Source organism: Pseudodesulfovibrio sp. 7M6, assembly GCF_050058625.1.
In the GTDB taxonomy this organism is placed as follows: Bacteria; Desulfobacterota; Desulfovibrionia; order Desulfovibrionales; family Desulfovibrionaceae; genus Pseudodesulfovibrio; species Pseudodesulfovibrio salinus.
Genome location: NZ_CP188816.1, coordinates 3,930,726 through 3,947,519, shown reverse-complemented (window position 1 = coordinate 3,947,519; position 16,794 = coordinate 3,930,726). Strand labels below are relative to the sequence as shown.

The 16,794-nt window shown below is 57.4% G+C and carries 17 protein-coding genes and 1 pseudogene; 8 read left to right on the top strand and 10 right to left on the bottom strand.

Features of this window, described 5'->3' with window-relative positions:
* Positions 1-232 precede the first annotated feature (232 nt).
* From htpG to ACI0FG_RS18240, 3 genes are all read left to right on the top strand, one after another.
* The gene (gene htpG / locus ACI0FG_RS18250) at positions 233-2,134 is read left to right on the top strand and encodes a molecular chaperone HtpG (RefSeq protein WP_419786442.1); all 1,902 of its coding nucleotides are present in this window, start codon (positions 233-235) and stop codon (positions 2,132-2,134) included.
* A gap of 214 nt (positions 2,135-2,348) precedes the next feature.
* Positions 2,349-2,756, top strand: coding sequence for a hypothetical protein (locus tag ACI0FG_RS18245; protein WP_419786441.1), 408 nt, complete (start codon positions 2,349-2,351; stop codon positions 2,754-2,756).
* 15 nt (positions 2,757-2,771) lie between these two features.
* Positions 2,772-3,593, top strand: coding sequence for a DUF2145 domain-containing protein (locus tag ACI0FG_RS18240; RefSeq protein WP_419786440.1), 822 nt, complete (start codon positions 2,772-2,774; stop codon positions 3,591-3,593).
* Positions 3,594-5,070: 1,477 nt separating this feature from the next.
* Here the strand turns inward: ACI0FG_RS18240 and galE are convergent.
* The 6 genes from galE to ACI0FG_RS18210 all read right to left on the bottom strand — a co-directional run bounded on the left by galE (position 5,071) and on the right by ACI0FG_RS18210 (position 8,983).
* Positions 5,071-6,039, bottom strand: a complete 969-nt coding sequence (gene galE, locus ACI0FG_RS18235) for a UDP-glucose 4-epimerase GalE (RefSeq protein ID WP_419786439.1) — start codon at positions 6,037-6,039, stop codon at positions 5,071-5,073.
* A 10-nt stretch (positions 6,040-6,049) separates the two neighbouring features.
* Positions 6,050-7,141 carry an aminoglycoside phosphotransferase family protein gene (locus tag ACI0FG_RS18230; RefSeq protein ID WP_419786438.1) on the bottom strand — a complete coding sequence of 364 codons (1,092 nt, stop codon included), beginning with the start codon at positions 7,139-7,141 and terminating at the stop codon, positions 6,050-6,052.
* A complete protein-coding gene (locus ACI0FG_RS18225; RefSeq protein WP_419786437.1) occupies positions 7,141-7,761 on the bottom strand; it encodes a hypothetical protein in 621 nt (206 codons plus the stop codon). Before ACI0FG_RS18225 ends, ACI0FG_RS18230 begins: the two co-directional genes overlap by 1 nt.
* Positions 7,762-7,783: 22 nt before the next feature.
* Positions 7,784-8,641: an SDR family oxidoreductase gene (locus ACI0FG_RS18220; RefSeq protein WP_419786436.1), complete on the bottom strand. Its 858-nt coding sequence runs from the start codon at positions 8,639-8,641 to the stop codon at positions 7,784-7,786.
* The gene (locus ACI0FG_RS18215) at positions 8,638-8,808 is read right to left on the bottom strand and encodes an acyltransferase (protein ID WP_419788414.1); all 171 of its coding nucleotides are present in this window, start codon (positions 8,806-8,808) and stop codon (positions 8,638-8,640) included. Before ACI0FG_RS18215 ends, ACI0FG_RS18220 begins: the two co-directional genes overlap by 4 nt.
* A gap of 61 nt (positions 8,809-8,869) precedes the next feature.
* Positions 8,870-8,983, bottom strand: coding sequence for a hypothetical protein (locus ACI0FG_RS18210; protein ID WP_419788413.1), 114 nt, complete (start codon positions 8,981-8,983; stop codon positions 8,870-8,872).
* Between ACI0FG_RS18210 and ACI0FG_RS18205 the strand changes: the two genes are divergently transcribed.
* Positions 8,936-9,136 (top strand): hypothetical protein, encoded by a 201-nt coding sequence (locus ACI0FG_RS18205; protein WP_419788420.1) that lies wholly within the window; start codon positions 8,936-8,938, stop codon positions 9,134-9,136. The two genes, ACI0FG_RS18210 and ACI0FG_RS18205, sit on opposite strands and share 48 nt — an antisense overlap.
* Before the next feature lie 27 nt (positions 9,137-9,163).
* Here the strand turns inward: ACI0FG_RS18205 and ACI0FG_RS18200 are convergent, their stop codons facing one another.
* Together ACI0FG_RS18200 and ACI0FG_RS18195 are read right to left on the bottom strand one after the other, a co-directional pair.
* Positions 9,164-10,129 carry a glycosyltransferase family 2 protein gene (locus ACI0FG_RS18200; RefSeq protein WP_419786435.1) on the bottom strand — a complete coding sequence of 322 codons (966 nt, stop codon included), beginning with the start codon at positions 10,127-10,129 and terminating at the stop codon, positions 9,164-9,166.
* 106 nt (positions 10,130-10,235) lie between these two features.
* Entirely contained in the window at positions 10,236-11,705 is a 1,470-nt protein-coding gene (locus ACI0FG_RS18195) for a B12-binding domain-containing radical SAM protein (protein ID WP_419786434.1), read from the bottom strand.
* Between the two features lie 326 nt (positions 11,706-12,031).
* On the opposite strand from ACI0FG_RS18195, the gene ACI0FG_RS18190 reads away from it, so the two are divergent.
* Positions 12,032-12,250 carry a hypothetical protein gene (locus tag ACI0FG_RS18190; protein ID WP_419786433.1) on the top strand — a complete coding sequence of 73 codons (219 nt, stop codon included), beginning with the start codon at positions 12,032-12,034 and terminating at the stop codon, positions 12,248-12,250.
* On the opposite strand, the gene ACI0FG_RS18185 is transcribed toward ACI0FG_RS18190, so the two are convergent.
* Both ACI0FG_RS18185 and ACI0FG_RS18180 read right to left on the bottom strand, forming a co-directional pair.
* The gene (locus ACI0FG_RS18185; RefSeq protein ID WP_419786432.1) at positions 12,229-12,549 is read right to left on the bottom strand and encodes a hypothetical protein; all 321 of its coding nucleotides are present in this window, start codon (positions 12,547-12,549) and stop codon (positions 12,229-12,231) included. The genes ACI0FG_RS18190 and ACI0FG_RS18185 overlap by 22 nt on opposite strands.
* Positions 12,521-12,838 (bottom strand): annotated as a pseudogene (locus tag ACI0FG_RS18180) (glycosyltransferase family A protein); the annotation flags it as partial. The pseudogene ACI0FG_RS18180 and the gene ACI0FG_RS18185, both read right to left, overlap by 29 nt.
* 731 nt (positions 12,839-13,569) lie before the next feature.
* Between ACI0FG_RS18180 and ACI0FG_RS18175 the strand changes: the two are divergent.
* From ACI0FG_RS18175 to ACI0FG_RS18165, 3 genes are read left to right on the top strand one after another with little or no spacing between them, the layout of a single operon-like run.
* Complete coding sequence (locus ACI0FG_RS18175) at positions 13,570-14,280, top strand: acylneuraminate cytidylyltransferase family protein (RefSeq protein ID WP_419786431.1); 711 nt, start codon at positions 13,570-13,572, stop codon at positions 14,278-14,280.
* Positions 14,277-15,476 (top strand): hypothetical protein, encoded by a 1,200-nt coding sequence (locus ACI0FG_RS18170; protein ID WP_419786430.1) that lies wholly within the window; start codon positions 14,277-14,279, stop codon positions 15,474-15,476. Before ACI0FG_RS18175 ends, ACI0FG_RS18170 begins: the two co-directional genes overlap by 4 nt.
* 2 nt (positions 15,477-15,478) lie before the next feature.
* Positions 15,479-16,747, top strand: coding sequence for a hypothetical protein (locus ACI0FG_RS18165; RefSeq protein ID WP_419786429.1), 1,269 nt, complete (start codon positions 15,479-15,481; stop codon positions 16,745-16,747).
* Positions 16,748-16,794: the final 47 nt, after the last annotated feature.

Genomic DNA, 16,794 nt, shown 5'->3' with positions numbered 1-16,794 from the left:
CCAACCTTCCATTCAGCCCTTGACAGCAACCCGACCGTAACTATTTACACAACGTGCGGAAATCGCCATTCCCGCACGGCCCCCACGCCAAGCAGTCCCGCCGACCGGCTTTTTGTCCGGTCGGCGGGCCTTGTCGAATGACGGGCGGCACAACGCAACCAAACAACACCACGCCGTTCCGGAATGCCTGCGCGGCACACGCGTCCGGTCGGCTCGCTTCGGAGGTTTGAAAATGGGCAAAAAGACCACCCACAAATTCAAGGCGGAAGTCAGCCAGCTTCTCAACATCCTGGTGCACTCCCTGTACACCAACAAGGAAATCTTTCTGCGCGAACTGATCTCCAACGCATCCGATGCCCTGGAGAAGGCCCGGTTCAAGGCAACCAGCCAGGGAAATGAGGACGAGATAGCCCCGGAGATCCGCATCACCGCCGACAAGGAAGCCGGGACCGTCACTGTGACCGACACCGGCGTGGGCATGACCCGCGACGAGCTGATGCAGAACATCGGCACCATCGCGCACTCCGGCACCGCCGAGATCGCCAAGCTGGCGGAAGACAGCAAGGAATCCCTGGATTCCCTCATCGGCCGCTTCGGCGTCGGGTTCTATTCCGTATACATGGTGGCCGACGAGGTCACCGTCACCACCCGCTCCATGGACGAGGGCGCCCAGCCCATCGCCTGGACCTCGGACGGCCGCACCGACTACAAGCTCCAGGATCTGGAACCCGATGCCATGGGCGACATGCCGCGCGGCACCAGGATCGAGGTCAAGCTGCAAAAGGACATGGTCGATCAGTTCACCAACAAGGCCGCGCTGAAGAACATCGTCAAAAAGCACTCCAACTTCGTCAATTTCCCCATCTTCGTGGACGACGAGCGGGTGAACACGGTCTCCGCCCTGTGGCGCGAGCCCAAGTTCCAGATCACCAGCGAGCAATACGCCGAGTTCTACAAGTTCCTGACCTACGACTCCGAGGACCCCTTCGACACCCTGCACACTTCTGTCGACGCGCCGGTACAGTTCAATGCCCTGATGTTCACCCCCAAGAACGGGGACGATCCCTTCGGCATGAACCGCGAGAACCGCGGCCTGGACCTCTATGTCCGCCGCGTGCTCATCGAAAAGCAGAACAAGGACCTGCTCCCCGAATACCTCGGCTTCATCAAGGGAGTGGTCGATACCGAGGACCTGCCCCTGAACATCTCGCGCGAGACGTTGCAGGACAACCTGCTCATGCGCAAGATCAGCTCCACCCTGGTCAAGCAGGTGCTGGACCATCTGGGCAAGATGGCCAAGGACGACGAGGAGCGCTACGCCGAGTTCTGGCGCGCCCACGGCCTGCTCTTTAAGGCCGGGTACATCGATTTCCTGAACAAGGACAAGTTCGCCTCCCTGGTCCGCTTCAACTCCTCGCACCATGAGGACACCAAGGGACTGACCTCGCTGGCCGACTACCTCTCCCGCGCCAAGGAAGGACAGGAGGAGATCTACTACGCCTACGGACCGAGCCGCGAGGCCCTGGCCCTCTCCCCGCACCTGGAAGTCTTCCGGCGCAAGGGCGTGGAGGTGCTCTACCTCTTCGAGCCCATTGACGAGTTCGTCATGGACGCCCTGCGCGACTTCGAAGGCAAAACCCTGGTCAGCGCCGAACATGCGGACATGGCCAAGCTCGACAAGTTCGAGGACATCGAGCCGCAGGACAAGCCGGAGCCGCTGGCCGAAGAGCAGAAGCCGGTTCTGGACAAGCTGCTCGCCCGCATCAAGGCCGTACTGGGCGACGCCGTGACCGAGGTCAAGGCCACCGGCCGGTTGTCCAGCTCCCCTGTCTGCCTGGCCAACCCGGACGGCAATGTCACCTCCTCCATGGACAAGATCATGCGCGTGGTTTCCAAGGACACCTCCATCCCCAAAAAGGTGCTGGAAGTGAACCCGGACCACCCGCTGGTCCGCAACCTGCTGGTCATCATCGAGAAGGACGAGAACGATCCGTTCATCGATCAGGCGGCCAACCAGCTCTTCGAGTCGGCGCTGCTGCTTGAGGGGTATTTGACCGACCCGCACGCGCTGGTCGGGCGGGTGCAGGATTTGCTGACCAAGTCCAGCGGCTGGTACGTCGAGACGCAAAAGTAAATGGTTTTCCCGCCCTCCGGCGGGGCAGCGCTAGTAAGCGGCGGATCGCCTTGGGTGATCCGCCGCTTTTATTCAAATGATAGAGAAAACCCTCAGTCCAATGCCCCGTTATTATGTCTTTTCTGTTGTGTGCCGTTTAATCAGTATATGGACAAAAGTTGCGATTTATGCCGAAATCCTATGTTGATGAGATCCCTGTCACGGCTGTTTTTTCTTGATGATTATTGATTTTTGTCTATCGATTTTATATGCGGAGCAATGTTTTTGTAACACTTGTCATATTATTCATCCCATGGAGATTGAAATGCGAAAGCTTACGTTAGTTCTCTTGGCTGCCCTATTGTCCCTGCTGCTCTCCTTTTCCATAGCATTTGCAGACGGCAGTGCGAAAAATTCGGCAGAGGGAAGCTCCAACGTTGTAAAGGGATCAGCTCAGGTCACCGGCGGTTCTCTTCAAGGTGCGTCGGCCGTCAGTGCGGTTCCGCTCACGGTATCGGGTGCCGCCGGACAAGTTTCCGGCAAGGCCGGAGATTCCATGATGGATAACGCAAGCGGCAAGCCCCTGCCTGTGACGGACAAAACGATTACCGCCGGTCCGGCTCCCGACAAGGCAATGCAGTAAGCAGAGGGGCTAAATATGAAATCACGTGCTGCCGTTCTACTGCTGTTGTTTGTTTTCCTCCTTTCTCCAGAGGCCAATGCCGGGAGCAGGAGTGCCGCCGAACCTGTCAACTTCAAGCCCCAGGAAGTATACGCCTTTGCCAAAAAAGTGGAGAAGGAGCTGGCCCAACGCGGGGCGCATATAGCCCTGGTCGGCAGAGTCGGTCGGGCTCGCGAGGACCTGCCCAAGGGCATCAGCTTCACCCACGTCGGGATTTTCGAATACTCGATGATTACAACCAATGACGGCAACAAGGTTCCGGGCTACGCGGTCTACAACCTCTACCAGTTGAGCGATCACCCAGAACTCAGTGAATTGGTTCAGGACTTTCCGGCAGACTTCTTTTCCGGGGTGTATACGCTGGAGGCCGGAGTCATCATTCCCACCCCCAAGCTGCAACAGCGCATTTCAGAGGTTATTCACTCGCCCACCTACGAAAAGGTTCACCAGCCCCACTACTCCGTGATCGCAAATCCCTTTACCAAGGAATACCAAAACTGCACGGAGCACACGCTGGACGTCGTCGTGGCCGCAATATATCAGACAGACGACTACGATCAGATCAAGGCGGACATCAAAGCATACTTCAAACCGCAGGATGTCAGATACGGCAAACTGAGCAAGAACGGCCTGCGCTTCGCCTCAATCTTCATCCCGGATGTGACGGTTTCGGATCATCCCAACGGACCGGTCCAGACGACCACATTCACCAAGATCGGCGAGTTTTTGGAGCAGTACAAGCTACAACAGGAAAAGTTCATCGTGAAGCCTGATACTACCTCGACGAGTGTACAATAAAATCCCGCCCTTAACGGGGTTGATGGATGGAAGTTGAGGAACTCCCCCTGAACGTAAAATGTCAGGGGGAGTTTTTTTGTTCGAGGAGAGCCGGGTTTGAAGCCGTTCGGCTTCAAAATCCCCTCCATGCCCTGCGCGGGCGGCGGTTCTTTTTGCTGGGCCAAAAAGAACGAAAAAGGCCCTTGGGGGTAGACTGGCCGCCTGCGTGTTTCGCCGGAAGCATCCGATCCAAGCGGGACGGCTCCATCAAATGAAAAGTATAGTGCCGTTTCTCCGCGAGCAGACCGAGGCTGCCACCATCCGTCCGGGTGGCTCACGGGAGCCGCCTTACCCGTTTGGTCGGCTGCTAACCGCCGAAACACAGGGCTGGTATCAGCGAATTAGCAGCAACGCCTTCCGAGACCGAACGTCTGTCTTCAGGACCATCTTTTGCGGATGTTCGGGTTCTTGCTTGCCGCAACGTCAAAGAGACAAGCTACTTCGCGGAAGCCCTGCGGGGACGCGGCTTAGAAGCTGACCAAACGGCCGGAGCGAATTTTCGCGGCCCGGCTTTTTTAGCTCCCCGCCTTGGGACGCGGGAGCGCAGGCCGTTCGGATCAGATTCTTGGCCCGTCACCGGGGCGATGGGCATGGCCCCCCAGGAGCGCTTTTTGGTTACTTTTGGGCGCTCTGGTCCAAAAGTAACTCGCACCTTTAGGGTGCGAAACACTCTGAAATGAATCCCGCCGGAGGCGACTCCACTTCTGTATTTTGTCTTTCTTTTATGTTTTTATCTTTGATTTTCCAGAAGCAGAGAGCCGGGTTTGAAGCCGTTCGGCTTCAAAATGCCCTCCAATGCCCTGCGCGGGCAGCGGTTCTTTTTGCTGGGCCAAAAAGAACGAAAAAGGCCCTTGGGGGTAGCTTGGCCGCCTGCGTGTTACGTCGGAAGCATCCGATCCAAGCGGGACGGCTCCATCAAATGAAAAGTATAGTGCCGTTTCTCCGCGAGCAGACCGAGGCTACCGCCAGCCGTCCGGGTGGCTCACGGGAGCCGCCTTACCCGCTTGGTCGGTTGCTAACCGCCGAAACACAGGGCTGGTGTCAGCGAATTAACTGTTACGATTTGCGGGATCGGACGGTTGTCTTCAGGACCTGCTTTTGCGGATGTTCAGACTTCTGCTTGCCGCAGCGGTGAATAGCCAAGCTACTTCGCGGAAGCCCTGTGGGGACGCGGCTTAGAAGCTGACCAAACGGCCGGAGCGAATCTTCGCGGACCGGCTTTTTTAGCTTCCCGCCTTGGGCCGTGGGAGCGCAGGCCGTTTGGATCAGATTCTTTGTCCGTCACCGGGGCGATGGACATGGCACCCCAAGAGCGCTTTTTGGTTACTTTTGGGCGCTCTGGTCCAAAAGTAACTCGCACCTTGAGGGTGCGAAACACTCTAAAGTGAATCCCGCCGGAGGCGGCTCAACTTCTGCCTTTTGCCTTTCTTCCCAGCTTCTACCGATTCATCCAATTCCAGGCGTGAGCCAACGTCTCGCGGATGTCTAAATACTGCGGGTTCCAGCCCAAGAGCTTGCCCGCATAAGTGCGGTCCGCCACCAGACGCGGCGGGTCGCCGGGGCGGCGGGAGCCGATGACCGGCTCGATGGGCAGGCCGGTGACGTTTCGGGCGGCATCGATGATCTCCTTCACGGAATTGCCGGTGCCGGTGCCGAGGTTGATGGCGGCTGAATTGTTGTCTTCCAGGTATTGCAGGGCGCGGATGTGGGCATCGGCCAGATCGTTGACGTGAATGTAGTCGCGGATGCAGGTGCCGTCGGGCGTGTCGTAGTCCGTGCCGAAGATGGAGATGGTCCGTTTCGGGTCGCGGGCGGCCTCCAGCACCAGGGGAATGAGATGGGTTTCCGGATCGTGGGCTTCGCCGATCTCGCCCTCGGGATCGGCTCCGGCGGCGTTGAAATAGCGCAGGGCACAATGGCGGGTACCATAGGCGCGGCCGAAGTCCTCCAGCACGCGCTCTATCATGAATTTGGACCAGCCGTAGGGGTTGATGGGCCACTGCGGGTGTTCCTCGTTCATGGGCATGTGCTGCGGCATACCATAGACCGCACAGGTGGAGGAAAAGACGATGGGCTTCACGCCGTGGTCGCGCATGGCCTCCAGCAGGGTCAGGGTGCCGGAGACGTTGTTGCGATAATATTTGCCGGGGTCCTGCACGGACTCCCCGACAAAGCAAAACGCCGCGAAATGGATGACGCCGTCCGGCTTGTAGGTCTCGAAGGCCGCGTCCAGAGCCTCGCGGTCCGCAATATCGCCCTTGACCAGCGGGCCCCATTTGACGGCCCACTCGTGGCCGTAGACCAGATTGTCGTAAACCACCGGGGTGTAGCCGCGCGCGGCCAGGGCCTTGCAGGTGTGTGAACCGATATATCCGGCACCGCCGGAGACGAGAATTGTTTTGCTCATTGTGTCCTTCCTATGGCCGGGGGGCCAGGGTATCGATATGATGCGCGAAGACGGCGGCCCGGTCGTCCAGACTGTGCAGCAGGGCGCTCGCCTTGTCCAGTTGCCGGGTCAGCACCTGATCCACGGCCTCCTTCTCCACCTGCGGTTCCGCTTCGACGCCCGCTATGGCAAAGGCACGTCGGGCCATGTCGCGCGGGACGAACTCGTTGAGCAGGATGCAGCACCACTTGAGGCCGAAAAGGGGAAAAAGGGGCGCGGCGCGGCGTGGATCATAGCCGATGCGGATCAGGGCGGGCAGAACGCCCTCCAGAAACCGGCGCTGGAGCGGGCCGGAGAGATTCATGGCCGGATGAAGGCAGAAATCGGCCAGGGTCTTGGACGGGTCGTCCCATCCGAAATATTCGTAGTCGAAAAAGGCGAGGGTGCCGTCCGGCCGGACCAGCACGTTGTGCAGGCCGAAGTCCGACGGGCTTAGGATGCGCCAGGATTCGGGGATTTCCCGATCCATGCGCATATCCGCAGCTTCCAACAACCGGGCGCACGCCTCAAGGTTTCGATCAAGTGCCGGACGCAACTCGTTGTCGCGAAAATTGGAAAGTTCCGCGCAAAGCGGACATTCGTCGTCAACGGAATCCAGCCGGGCCAGCCGGACGCGGATGTTCTCCGCCACGCCTTCCACGGAAAAAAAGGCCTCGGACGCGGAAGTGAACCCGGTCTTGGCGGCTTCTTCCGATGCCGAAAGTTCGATGAGCCGCACCAGAAACCGGGCGGACTCGTCCATGTGATGCTCCGTGGGTTCGGCGATCTTGTCGCCCCGCACATAGGAGAGCATGGAGGCTTGGCGGTCCTTGTCCAACGCAAGCAGCCGGGGCGACTGGCGCACGCCCGCTTCGGCCAGGAAACGCAGGGCACGGGCCTCGGCCCCCTGTCGATCACGTTTGTCGCTCGTGTCCACAAAGTAGCGCTTGAAGACCAGTGGGTCGCGGTCCGGGATATCCATGAGGAAGACTTGGCTGTTGCGCCCTCCGCCCAGCGGCGAGGCCTTGGTACCGGGCGGCATACCGAAGAAATCCGAATCCACGTAGGGCGTGCGGCGCGGCATCAGTCGCCCCCCAGCAGGTGACGGGAGATGTGCGGCCACGGCCCGGCCAATTCGCATCCTTCGGCTTCGCCCGGCTGCGGCTGATGCAGGATGCGGCGCACGGAAGGCGCGAGGTCAGGATGGGTGAGCACTTCGGGCAAATCGTCGATGAAGACATCACATCCCAGCCCGTTGATCCGCTCGACCTTGGCGGACCGCTTGCCCTCGAAAAACACTTCGCCCGGCGAAAATCCAAAGCCGCCCGCACAGACCGGCCGGAAAAAGCCGTTCAGCTCAAGCCAGCCCATGGCTGACGTGCGCAGGTTGCAGCCACCGGGATCAATGGAGGCAAACTCGCTCTTGTGGCTGACGATGACCAGTTCGAGCCCCCGGTCCCGGCAGGCGAGCAGGAATTTGGCGGCACCCGCCATGACCAACCCCCGGCTGATCTCCGGCCCGTACACAGCGGCCTGAAGATGCTGCCAGGCGATATCGTCGTGCTTGGCCCAGACCTCCGCCCGCACGGCGGACTTGTCCGCCGCAATGGAGGAATCCGCCAGACCGCGCTCAACGGCAAGGTCGCGAAACGCATGGCCATAGGCCACCAGGGTGTTGTCCAAATCAATTCCGATCAGCGTCACTAGGGGCGTTCCTCAAAATTTTCTACCGTGTTGCCGCAGCCAGCCGCGTCAATGCCTCGCGCACATCCAGGAATTTGTATCCGTCCAGACGCGGCGAGGGAGCCAGAACCACACCTCCCAAAGGCCGGAGAAACGGCGCGTCCAAATCGGCAACGTCGACAGGCTGCACCCGATCCTCCCCCACACCGGCAGCCTCGGCCGCCAGCCGCGCCAAATCAAGATGGGAGATGGACTCGGCGGTTACGTTGACGACGCCCGTCGTCTTGGCGCGCATGAGATGCAGCAGGCAGGCTGCAACGTCATCGATATGCGTGGGCGACAGACAAATGCCCGACGCCGCCCGCTCGATACCGCCGGAACGCAGGTTGCCCATCATGGCATCCAGCAGCGTGCCCGAACCGGGCACCGTGTCGTAAACCACGGACAACCGGACGACCAGTCCCATGCCGAGAGAGGCCTCGGTAAACCGCGCCTCGACCTCCGCCTTCTGCCGTCCATACTCATTGACCGGGCTGGTCGGCGCGTCGTCGCCGTAGGACGATTCCCGGCCGTCGAAAACCTGATCAGACGAGAACCATAAGGGGCGGATGTCCATCTCGGCAAGCTGGCGGGCAAGACTCAGGGTGCCGTCCACATTGCATTTGCGAACAGCCTCGGGTTCCGCCGCCCAGCGGGCCGGGTCAGAGACTTCCGCAGCGATGACGCCCCACTCGTACCCCATATCATCCACGCCGACCACCGAAAGATCCGGCGCTTCCAGGGGGACGGAACGGCTGGTCAACCCCATGGCGTCCGGGTGGCCCCTTCGCGCCACGGCGAGCAGGGCGGACCCCAGATAGCCGGATGCGCCGATGACTAGGAATTTAGGGATATCAATCACTTGTCGTCTCCATTCAATGGCCGCAGAAATCGAGTCGGATTGCCGCAATAGTAGCCGGGCTTGACGATATCCAGCGTCACCACACTACCCGCGCCGATAACGACATCGGAACAGACAGAAACAGGGAGAAGCGTGGCGTTGGTGCCCACCGATACGTTGTCGCCCAGGGTTGTGGAACACCATAAGGACTTGTCCCCTCTACAGGACTTTCATTGGTAAACTTGTCATTCACGAACTTGGCTCCGTGAGAGGTCGTGAATTGTTGCCGACGGAGACCAATGAGCAGATAAATGCGTGGGACTGAATACGGCAGTTTTTCCCTATGGCAACATCCGACTGGATCTCGGTGGAAGGGTTGACAAATGTCCCCTGTCCAACGGAGCAACCATCCAGATTTACCGGGGCCACGACCGTGACGTCTTCTCCGAAGACCACATTCTCAGCAATGTCGTTTTGCAGGATCTTCACCATGAGACCACCTCTATCCACTCGTGATACACCGGTGCTGGGACGGATTCCCGACTATTCGATGCCAAGGCGATGCTTTATCAAATCAAGATACTCAGTTTCGAAGGGGTCGAGCCTGGCGTCCCACAACTTCTGTCCTTGCGCCCGGCACTCCTCCGCCCGGCTCTGGAGCACCGGCATACAAAGCATGATTCGCTCCGGCGTCCACAGGGAGGGGTCGGTCATGAATACCCGGTGCATTTCATTGCGGAAAAAAAGCATGGAGCAACTGTCCACGAATCCAGGCAGCACGTCCCGGTACTCCTCCGAGACGAGCAGGTCCAGGATGCGCCGGAGAATGGCGTCCTGCTGGGACCGATCGCGCCGCCCCGTCGCACTGTAGGAGTCACCGTGCCTACGCCGGACGCCGAACGGCTCGGGGACATAGCAGACCCCATGGCGGAAGGCCAATGCCAGCAGGACGAACCAGTCGCAATGCCATTTCAGGTCTTCACGAAATCCACCGGCATCGAGAAGCATCCGCCTATTGATCATGGACACATGGCCGGGCACAAGGTCTCCCTTAACACCCTCGGCATAAGTCGGTCCGTCCCAGTAGACGGGGTCTTCGCTCCAGCCGGTACGCCACAACTCCAGCCGCTGCGAAGGCTCATCAAAGGTAAAAAAATCACCGAAGCACATACTTGCTTGCGGGTTTTCCTCCAGCATCTCCGCGCCCAACCGGAAGAAGTCCGGTAAGATAAAATCGTCCGACGAGAGCGGAATGATGTAATCACCTTCGGCCCTCTCGACCATTTCACGCGCCGCAGACACGCTTCCCATGTTTTTCGGGCGGAAATGGGGCTTGATGATAGAGTGTTTACGGGCATATTCCTTGATAACGTCCACACTGTTGTCGGTAGAACCGTCGTCCGTAATAAGAATTTCGTCAGGCAAGCGGGACTGACTCAGCACGGCATCAAGAGATCTGCTGATTAACGAGCCGTAATTGTAGTTGGATATGAAAACTGTCAATTTCATGATGTGTACCTTTTGTTTGCTGTGGGGGCCGGTCTGTACGGGCTCCCGGGATCATACGCCAGGCAAGCGGGATGTTCGAACTCGCCCGATACGGCGGCGCGCGAACCTAGATTCCCACCTTGTGCATCGCCGCATCCACATCCTTCCAGATATTGCGATGCGCGTTCTTGCGCGTTTCCCTGCGGATCTCGTTCAATTCCTCCACCGAGATGTGCATCATGTCCGCGGTCCGCTTCAGTTTGGCCTCATCCGTAAAGTTGATGCGGTCCCACTCATAGGCGCGTAGCACTGTCAGATCATTGTTGGAGAATTCGTCGCTGGCGATTTGGCCGTCACTCCAACGCAAGGAATCCACGTCAAAGTTATCCTTGAAGGCCCCATGTTTTTCGCACAACTCCCACAGCTTGGTGTGTCGCAACGGGATGGCGTGAAACAACTTGATGTAGTCGGCGTCCAGTTCCTCGGCAAAACGAATGGACTGGCGGATTTCCTGCCAGGTCTCAGTGGGAAATCCGACGATGAAATTCGCGCCCACGTAGATGCCCAGACTTTTAGCCAGCTTGACCATTTTCTTGGCGTGTTCGTACTCCACGGGCTTGCGGATGACCTCCTTGAGAATCCGTTCGGTGCCCGACTCAATGGCTACACAGATATAGCGGCAGCCGCTTTCCTTCATCTTGACCAGCAACTCCTCATCCAGACGGAAGACCGCAGTACCGGCCGAGACCCAAGGCATGACCAAATCCCGTTCGATCATACCGTCAAGGATGGCCATGAGCCTCTTCCGGCTGACGTAAAGGTTGTCATCCATGAAGACGAACGACTTGATACCATATTCCCGCTTGAGCCACTCCAGTTCGTTAAGAACGCTTTCAGCGCTCCGCATTCGATTTTTCTTACCCTGGATGGACTCCACCTGACAGAAGCAGCAGCCCATGGGGCATCCGCGCGAGGTCAGCAGCCAAGCGTAGGGCAGTTCGGGAGGAGCGTCGACCGTTGCTCGGCTGACGTTGCGGCAATACTCAGGGAATTCAATAAGATCGTAAGCAGGAAGGGGGAGGGCGTCCAGATCTTGGATAAAATCGGACCGGCCTCGGTTTTCCACCTTGCCGTCCTTGCGAAAAATAATGCCCTTCTGCGGAAGTTCTCCCTCGCCCTGATAATAGCGGACCAGGTCCTGCATGACGTACTCGCCCTCGCCGATGACGCACATGTCGACGTTCTCATCGGCAATGGCCCGTTCCGGATTCATCGTCGTGTACACACCACCCATGACAACCTTGACCCCGGGCAAAGCCTTGTGAGCCAGTTCCGCAGCCTTGTGCCCGGTATTGGCGAACTGATCCATGAGTACAGTGACGCCAACCACATCGGGCTTCCGTGTCTTCAACTCCTCAACAAACGCCTCGGCCGAAAGATTATGAAAATTCGCATCGAGAATCTCCACATCACACATGTCACGAATCATGGAGGCCAACATGCAAAGATTGTAAGGCACAAAATGCCAAAACGAACTCTCATCACCCTCGGTCCAGCGGTTGTTTGGAACGGTCAAGACAATCTTGAGCCTTTGCATGTGATATTCCTCACTGACTAAATGTTTTTTTCAAATTGAACACACCTAGTCGTGATTTGCAACTACTATGCCTGTCTTCCTCACTCCGATGGCATTCCCTCGTATGTTGTTTGCCTATCTAGACTAACTCTCCCAAAAAAAGACGGATAAAAACACTAACCCTCGACGTAATTGATTTTTCTTATCAGGATACACCATTTACTAGTAGAATGAACTATTCGAACGATCATATAGGGTGGAGATATCGGGTGTTATGACACAATCGATTTCTCCTACGGGTTGGAAGACGGCCCGTGATCCAGCACCACTCGACAAAGGAATACGACATGACCGGACAGACGGTGATACCGTTTCATTACCGGCATGGAACGCAGAGACACTTTCTCGACCAGATCGATACCCGAGGCATGGACTATGACCGTTTCTTGACGGCATTCAAGTCGTTCAAACTGCTCCGCTCGAGCGGTATGGGCACGGGATTCAAGGGGGTAGGCTGGAACGTCCTTGAAATTTTCGGCGAGCTTCAGGAGCCGCAGGCACTGTAGGAATCCCCATGCCTGCGCCGGGCGCCAAACGGCTCCGGCACGTAGCAGATCCCATGGCGGAACGCCAATGCCAGCAGGGTGAACCAGTCGCAATGGCACTGGATGTCCGTGCGAAATCCCCCCACCCCGGCCAACATATGCTTGTTGATTATGGCAATGTGACCCGGCACCAGATCGCCTTTGATCCCTTCGGCATAGGCGGGGCCGTCCCAATAGACCGGCTCATCGCTCCAGCCTGGACGGGCCAGCTCCAACCGCTGCGCCGGTTCATCAAAGGTAAAATAGTCGCCGATGCACATGGAGGCTTGCGGATTGCGGCCAGCATGCCCATGTCCAGCTCGAAGAACTTGGGCAGAATAAAATCGTCTGACGCGAGCGGCACGACATAGTCCCCCAAAGACATGGCAACCATCTCACGCGCCGTAAAGACAGCCCCCCTATTCTGGGCTGGAAAACCGGTTTGATGACGGAATGCTTGCGAGCGTACTCCTTGATCACTTCCACGCTGTTATCCGTGGACCCGTCATCCATGATTATGATCTCGTCCGGCAGGCGGGTCTGTTCCAGCATGGCATCAAGCGCCCTGCCGGCATATGGCCATGGTTGTCGTTGGCATCATAGCCGTCAGTCTCATGGTGCACACCTCGTGTCGTATTGTCTTCAGCCCCGAAGCGTGAGCCAGGGATTGAAATCTCTCCCAGCTACAGCACTATCCGCCATACGAATTAAGGACCAACCGGCACGCCGCACGGAATTCCTCATTCGGTGAATAAACCGTACGGAACGTCCTCACACCAAGCAGACCCCGTACCCACACTACGGGTTATTTGATGGCACGCCCCTTGCTGGTATAAACCCAAATTAGGGAATTGCCGATATACCAACATGAAGGATGGGGACCTGAACGCGGAAAACCGGTGAATCGTTTACTAACAAAACAAACTATCCTTGACAACAATATGAGCGGTATAGCACCATCGACACAAGGTGGGGCACTATAACACATGGTGGAATAATATTTAAAAAAAACAAATAACTGCGCTCGCCTTGTCCATCTCCCACAGGGAGATTAAGCCGCCTGCATGGTGAAACGGTGGAAGGAATGGCAAACCATGATAACAGCATCATGGTCCCAATGGAGCTTGAAGGCATTTTCTTGAACAGACGGCAATAGTAAGGATTGACCGCGACGAACTTTTGACGGAGCACAGGACGTCCATGGGAGTTCAGGCACAAACAGAGGCATCCCCAAGGCCCGGCCTTTGGGCATACAGAAAAAAACAACGGGTGAAGCCGCCAAGGTTTAAGGATTGATCGACATGGCATTACCACATCCCGAAAAACTAGGCTGCATTGCCGTCATACCGGCTCGGGGCGGCTCCAAGGGACTGCCGAGGAAAAATATTCTCCCCCTCTGCGGCAAGCCTCTCATCGCCTATTCCATAGAAGCGGCCCTGAATGCGAAGACCGTGGACCGGGTGGTCGTCAGTACGGATGACGAGGAAATTGCCGCCATTTCGAGAGAGTACGGCGCGGAGGTTCCCTTTCTGAGGCCAAAGGAATTCGCCGGAGACAATTCCCTGATCGGGGAGGCCACCGGGTACACGTATAATCGTCTTTATCAGGAAGACCCTCGGCCCGTTATTCAGGCAGTGTTGTACCCGACCAGCCCGTTCAAGACACCAGAGATGATCGACACCTGCGTCATGAAAATCCGGGATGAAGGATTCACTACCGCCATCACGGTCAAACGCATCGACGAATTGCCGATAGGCAGCCTTGTCCACTCCAAGCGCGATGACCGCTCCGCGACCTATGCCGTAAATGATCGGCTATACCGCCCCTATGGGAATCTTACGGTAACCCATCCATATATCCGTTATGAACGGATCTATTGCCACACGCTGTCAGAAGTCGAATTTGTCGACATCGACACGCTGGAAGACCTTCAGCTGGCGGAAAAGGTTCTTCTGGAGGGACTGTATTCCCCCTGTGCCTCCCAAGCGTTGCTCAAGGGTGCGGCGGCATGAGAATTATCGTCCCGGCATTCTTGTCCGAAGCGGAAGATTTTTGGCTGTCAAAGGACGGCATCAAACTGCTTTCGAGATGGATGGGGCGGCTCGCCTCCCAGGATTTCGATGTGCTGGTCGCGGGAGACGCCTCCCCGTTGCTTGACCTGGCGCAAAAAAAAGGGCTGACCGTCATGCACTGCCATGCATCGGATACACTCGAGCCCTTTCCCGCCGGGCTCAACGGCATTATCCCACACTTAATCGGGCGGGATGAACAAACACCCCCCTTTGCGGCCCTGAATTTTCGTTCACCACTATTGCGAAGCAGAACATTGGCTGCTGCCCTGAAAGCGGGAAAACAGGCTACCGCACCGATGGGCACGGTCTCGACCCTGGTCGATCACATGCCCCAATGCCGTTCCTTCTGGGAACTGGTACAGGCAGACTTTCTCCTGCTGGCCGACATGTCGCAAAACCATGGGGAATACGTCGCAAGCCGCCCATTTCAAGCCGAGGCTCTGTCGCTTTGGCAGCGGCAAGGCGTCATCGCTCCCAGCTATTCGGCACTCGACGTGACATGGAAAACGGCACCGGGCATCCATACGAGCGAAGATATCGCCATCATTCAGGAAGGCAATGGCTACCGCGTGCTGGCCTGCAGAGACCTCCTATGCGGTGACGCCTTTACCTGGAAAGCGCAGGACATACTGTCCGTAACCCGTTTGCCGAAAGGACAATTCTATTTTCGCGCCACAAAAATCCCGGACGAAGGGCTGCTTCTCCGTTTGCTTCCGCTCACTTTGGACGGTCTGTTCGGCAGCAAGGTACGCGCATACCACCTGACGCCCAAACAGCCGGAGGCAACGCTGTCCTGCGAAGGCGTGGCCGGAATGTTTTTCATGCTCTTTAAGAGCTCCGCCACATGCTCCGAAACCAGACAGCCCTTCTGCCCGGAAAATGCACCGTGGGGAGTCGATATCTTCGCCCGCCCAATAGACGAGCAGACAGGCAAAGTGCTGCATGGCAGGCAGGTAATGCCTGTCGATCAAAGCCTGGACGGACGGCTCTTCATTTTTCCACAGGGTGTCAGCGGAACGGAATTGCCGGACGTCTCCCGGTTCATGCCATTCGAGCTGGGCGATGATGAAGGACCGATGGTACGCAACAGGGTAGACATGCTGCGCTGCGTCATCAAACTGGAAAATGGGGAATAACCATGCTTGACGCGCTGCTTTCCACACTGGATGACATCGGGGACACCGCTTTCCGCATGGCCGCAGAGGGGGCCGATCTCGAAACGCTTTTCGAATTGGAGTCCCGTTTTCACGCGGCGGGCACAGACGCTTCCGCCCACCTTGGAGGCCTGACCTTTGGAACGGGCATTGCGGAAAACGGACAAACCATATCCGACGAGGTGCATTGCTTTATTGCCCTTGCAGCCAACTTCAACCAAGCGGTGAAATCTAGGCTGCACCGAGCCATGGAATCCATGTATGCCTGCCTGGAGCAACTTCTGAACGGGCTTGTGGAAGGTGGGGATCTGGAACGCGCTGCCGTCTTATGTTCCCGCTACGCCCGGCTCATGCCGGATTCCGAAGCACTGCACCAGGCCGCCCAGGCGAGCGGCATACTGGAACCTCCCCGGCCTTCGACCGAACCGGCACCGGCGGACATGGTTCCACTTTTCAACATTCAGCCGATTCCCTATGCGTTCTCGCTTCCCCAGTCCATCATCTGGGATGAGGAAAACAAGCGCTATCTGGTCAGCCACGACAGGTCCATAGCCCTTTTCTCCGAAGAGTGGACCCCACTCGGCATCTTTTGCGACGATCCGGCTCTGAAGGGCGAACTCCGCAATTTCAACATGCTCGACCTTGGGGACAAATACGCAATGTCCGGATGGGCAAAAAACGTAACGTGGGTGGATAAAACGACCGGAAACGTACTGAAGAGCCGGGAATTGGATTTCTTCATCTGCCACAGCAAGCTGCTGTCCTCCGGAAGGATCGCGGCCATGATCTGTCGAGACAAGGTCCTGAATCACAACCGCGACTTCGTCCTGATGGATGCAGAATTCAATATCCTTGAAGAACCGGATATTCCGCTAAAATACTTCGAACAATTCTTGGCATTCATGGTTTCGGAAGACGCCGTCGAGCTTGTGCCCTACACCGACAGATCGCTTCTGCGCCTGATTTCCCTGAAAAAGGGACTGGTCCCTGCCGAGCTATGCAGAACGTTCAGCCGTACCGTGCCCGTCCTCTTCGCACGACGATACAACAACAATATTCTCTTTTCGTCGTACGGCAGCATAGGCTGCCTGGGGCCGGAACTGAATTCGCTCTTTCAGAAAGCAATGCCGGAATGCATTAAATATGATTTTGAGTTGGTGAAAAAAAACGGGCAGGAGGAGTTGTACATCGTCGGCCATGAAACCACGTTGTACCGAATGCGTCCTGTCGGCTTCATCCCTGCCGAGTCCTGAACGCATCCGGAGCGGAGGGAGTCAATTACGCCCCCCCCGCTCCGATC

Excerpts from the sequence above, each read along its gene's own strand:
- galE (WP_419786439.1), bottom strand. The coding sequence starts at position 6,039 with ATGAGCAAAACAATTCTCGTCTCCGGCGGTGCCGGATATATCGGTTCA.
- htpG (WP_419786442.1), top strand. The coding sequence starts at position 233 with ATGGGCAAAAAGACCACCCACAAATTCAAGGCGGAAGTCAGCCAGCTT.
- ACI0FG_RS18240 (WP_419786440.1), top strand. The coding sequence starts at position 2,772 with ATGAAATCACGTGCTGCCGTTCTACTGCTGTTGTTTGTTTTCCTCCTT.
- ACI0FG_RS18195 (WP_419786434.1), bottom strand. The coding sequence starts at position 11,705 with ATGCAAAGGCTCAAGATTGTCTTGACCGTTCCAAACAACCGCTGGACC.
- ACI0FG_RS18170 (WP_419786430.1), top strand. The coding sequence starts at position 14,277 with ATGAGAATTATCGTCCCGGCATTCTTGTCCGAAGCGGAAGATTTTTGG.
- ACI0FG_RS18175 (WP_419786431.1), top strand. The coding sequence starts at position 13,570 with ATGGCATTACCACATCCCGAAAAACTAGGCTGCATTGCCGTCATACCG.
- ACI0FG_RS18230 (WP_419786438.1), bottom strand. The coding sequence starts at position 7,141 with ATGCCGCGCCGCACGCCCTACGTGGATTCGGATTTCTTCGGTATGCCG.
- ACI0FG_RS18185 (WP_419786432.1), bottom strand. The coding sequence starts at position 12,549 with ATGTGCATCGGCGACTATTTTACCTTTGATGAACCGGCGCAGCGGTTG.
- ACI0FG_RS18190 (WP_419786433.1), top strand. The coding sequence starts at position 12,032 with ATGACCGGACAGACGGTGATACCGTTTCATTACCGGCATGGAACGCAG.
- ACI0FG_RS18200 (WP_419786435.1), bottom strand. The coding sequence starts at position 10,129 with ATGAAATTGACAGTTTTCATATCCAACTACAATTACGGCTCGTTAATC.
- ACI0FG_RS18165 (WP_419786429.1), top strand. The coding sequence starts at position 15,479 with ATGCTTGACGCGCTGCTTTCCACACTGGATGACATCGGGGACACCGCT.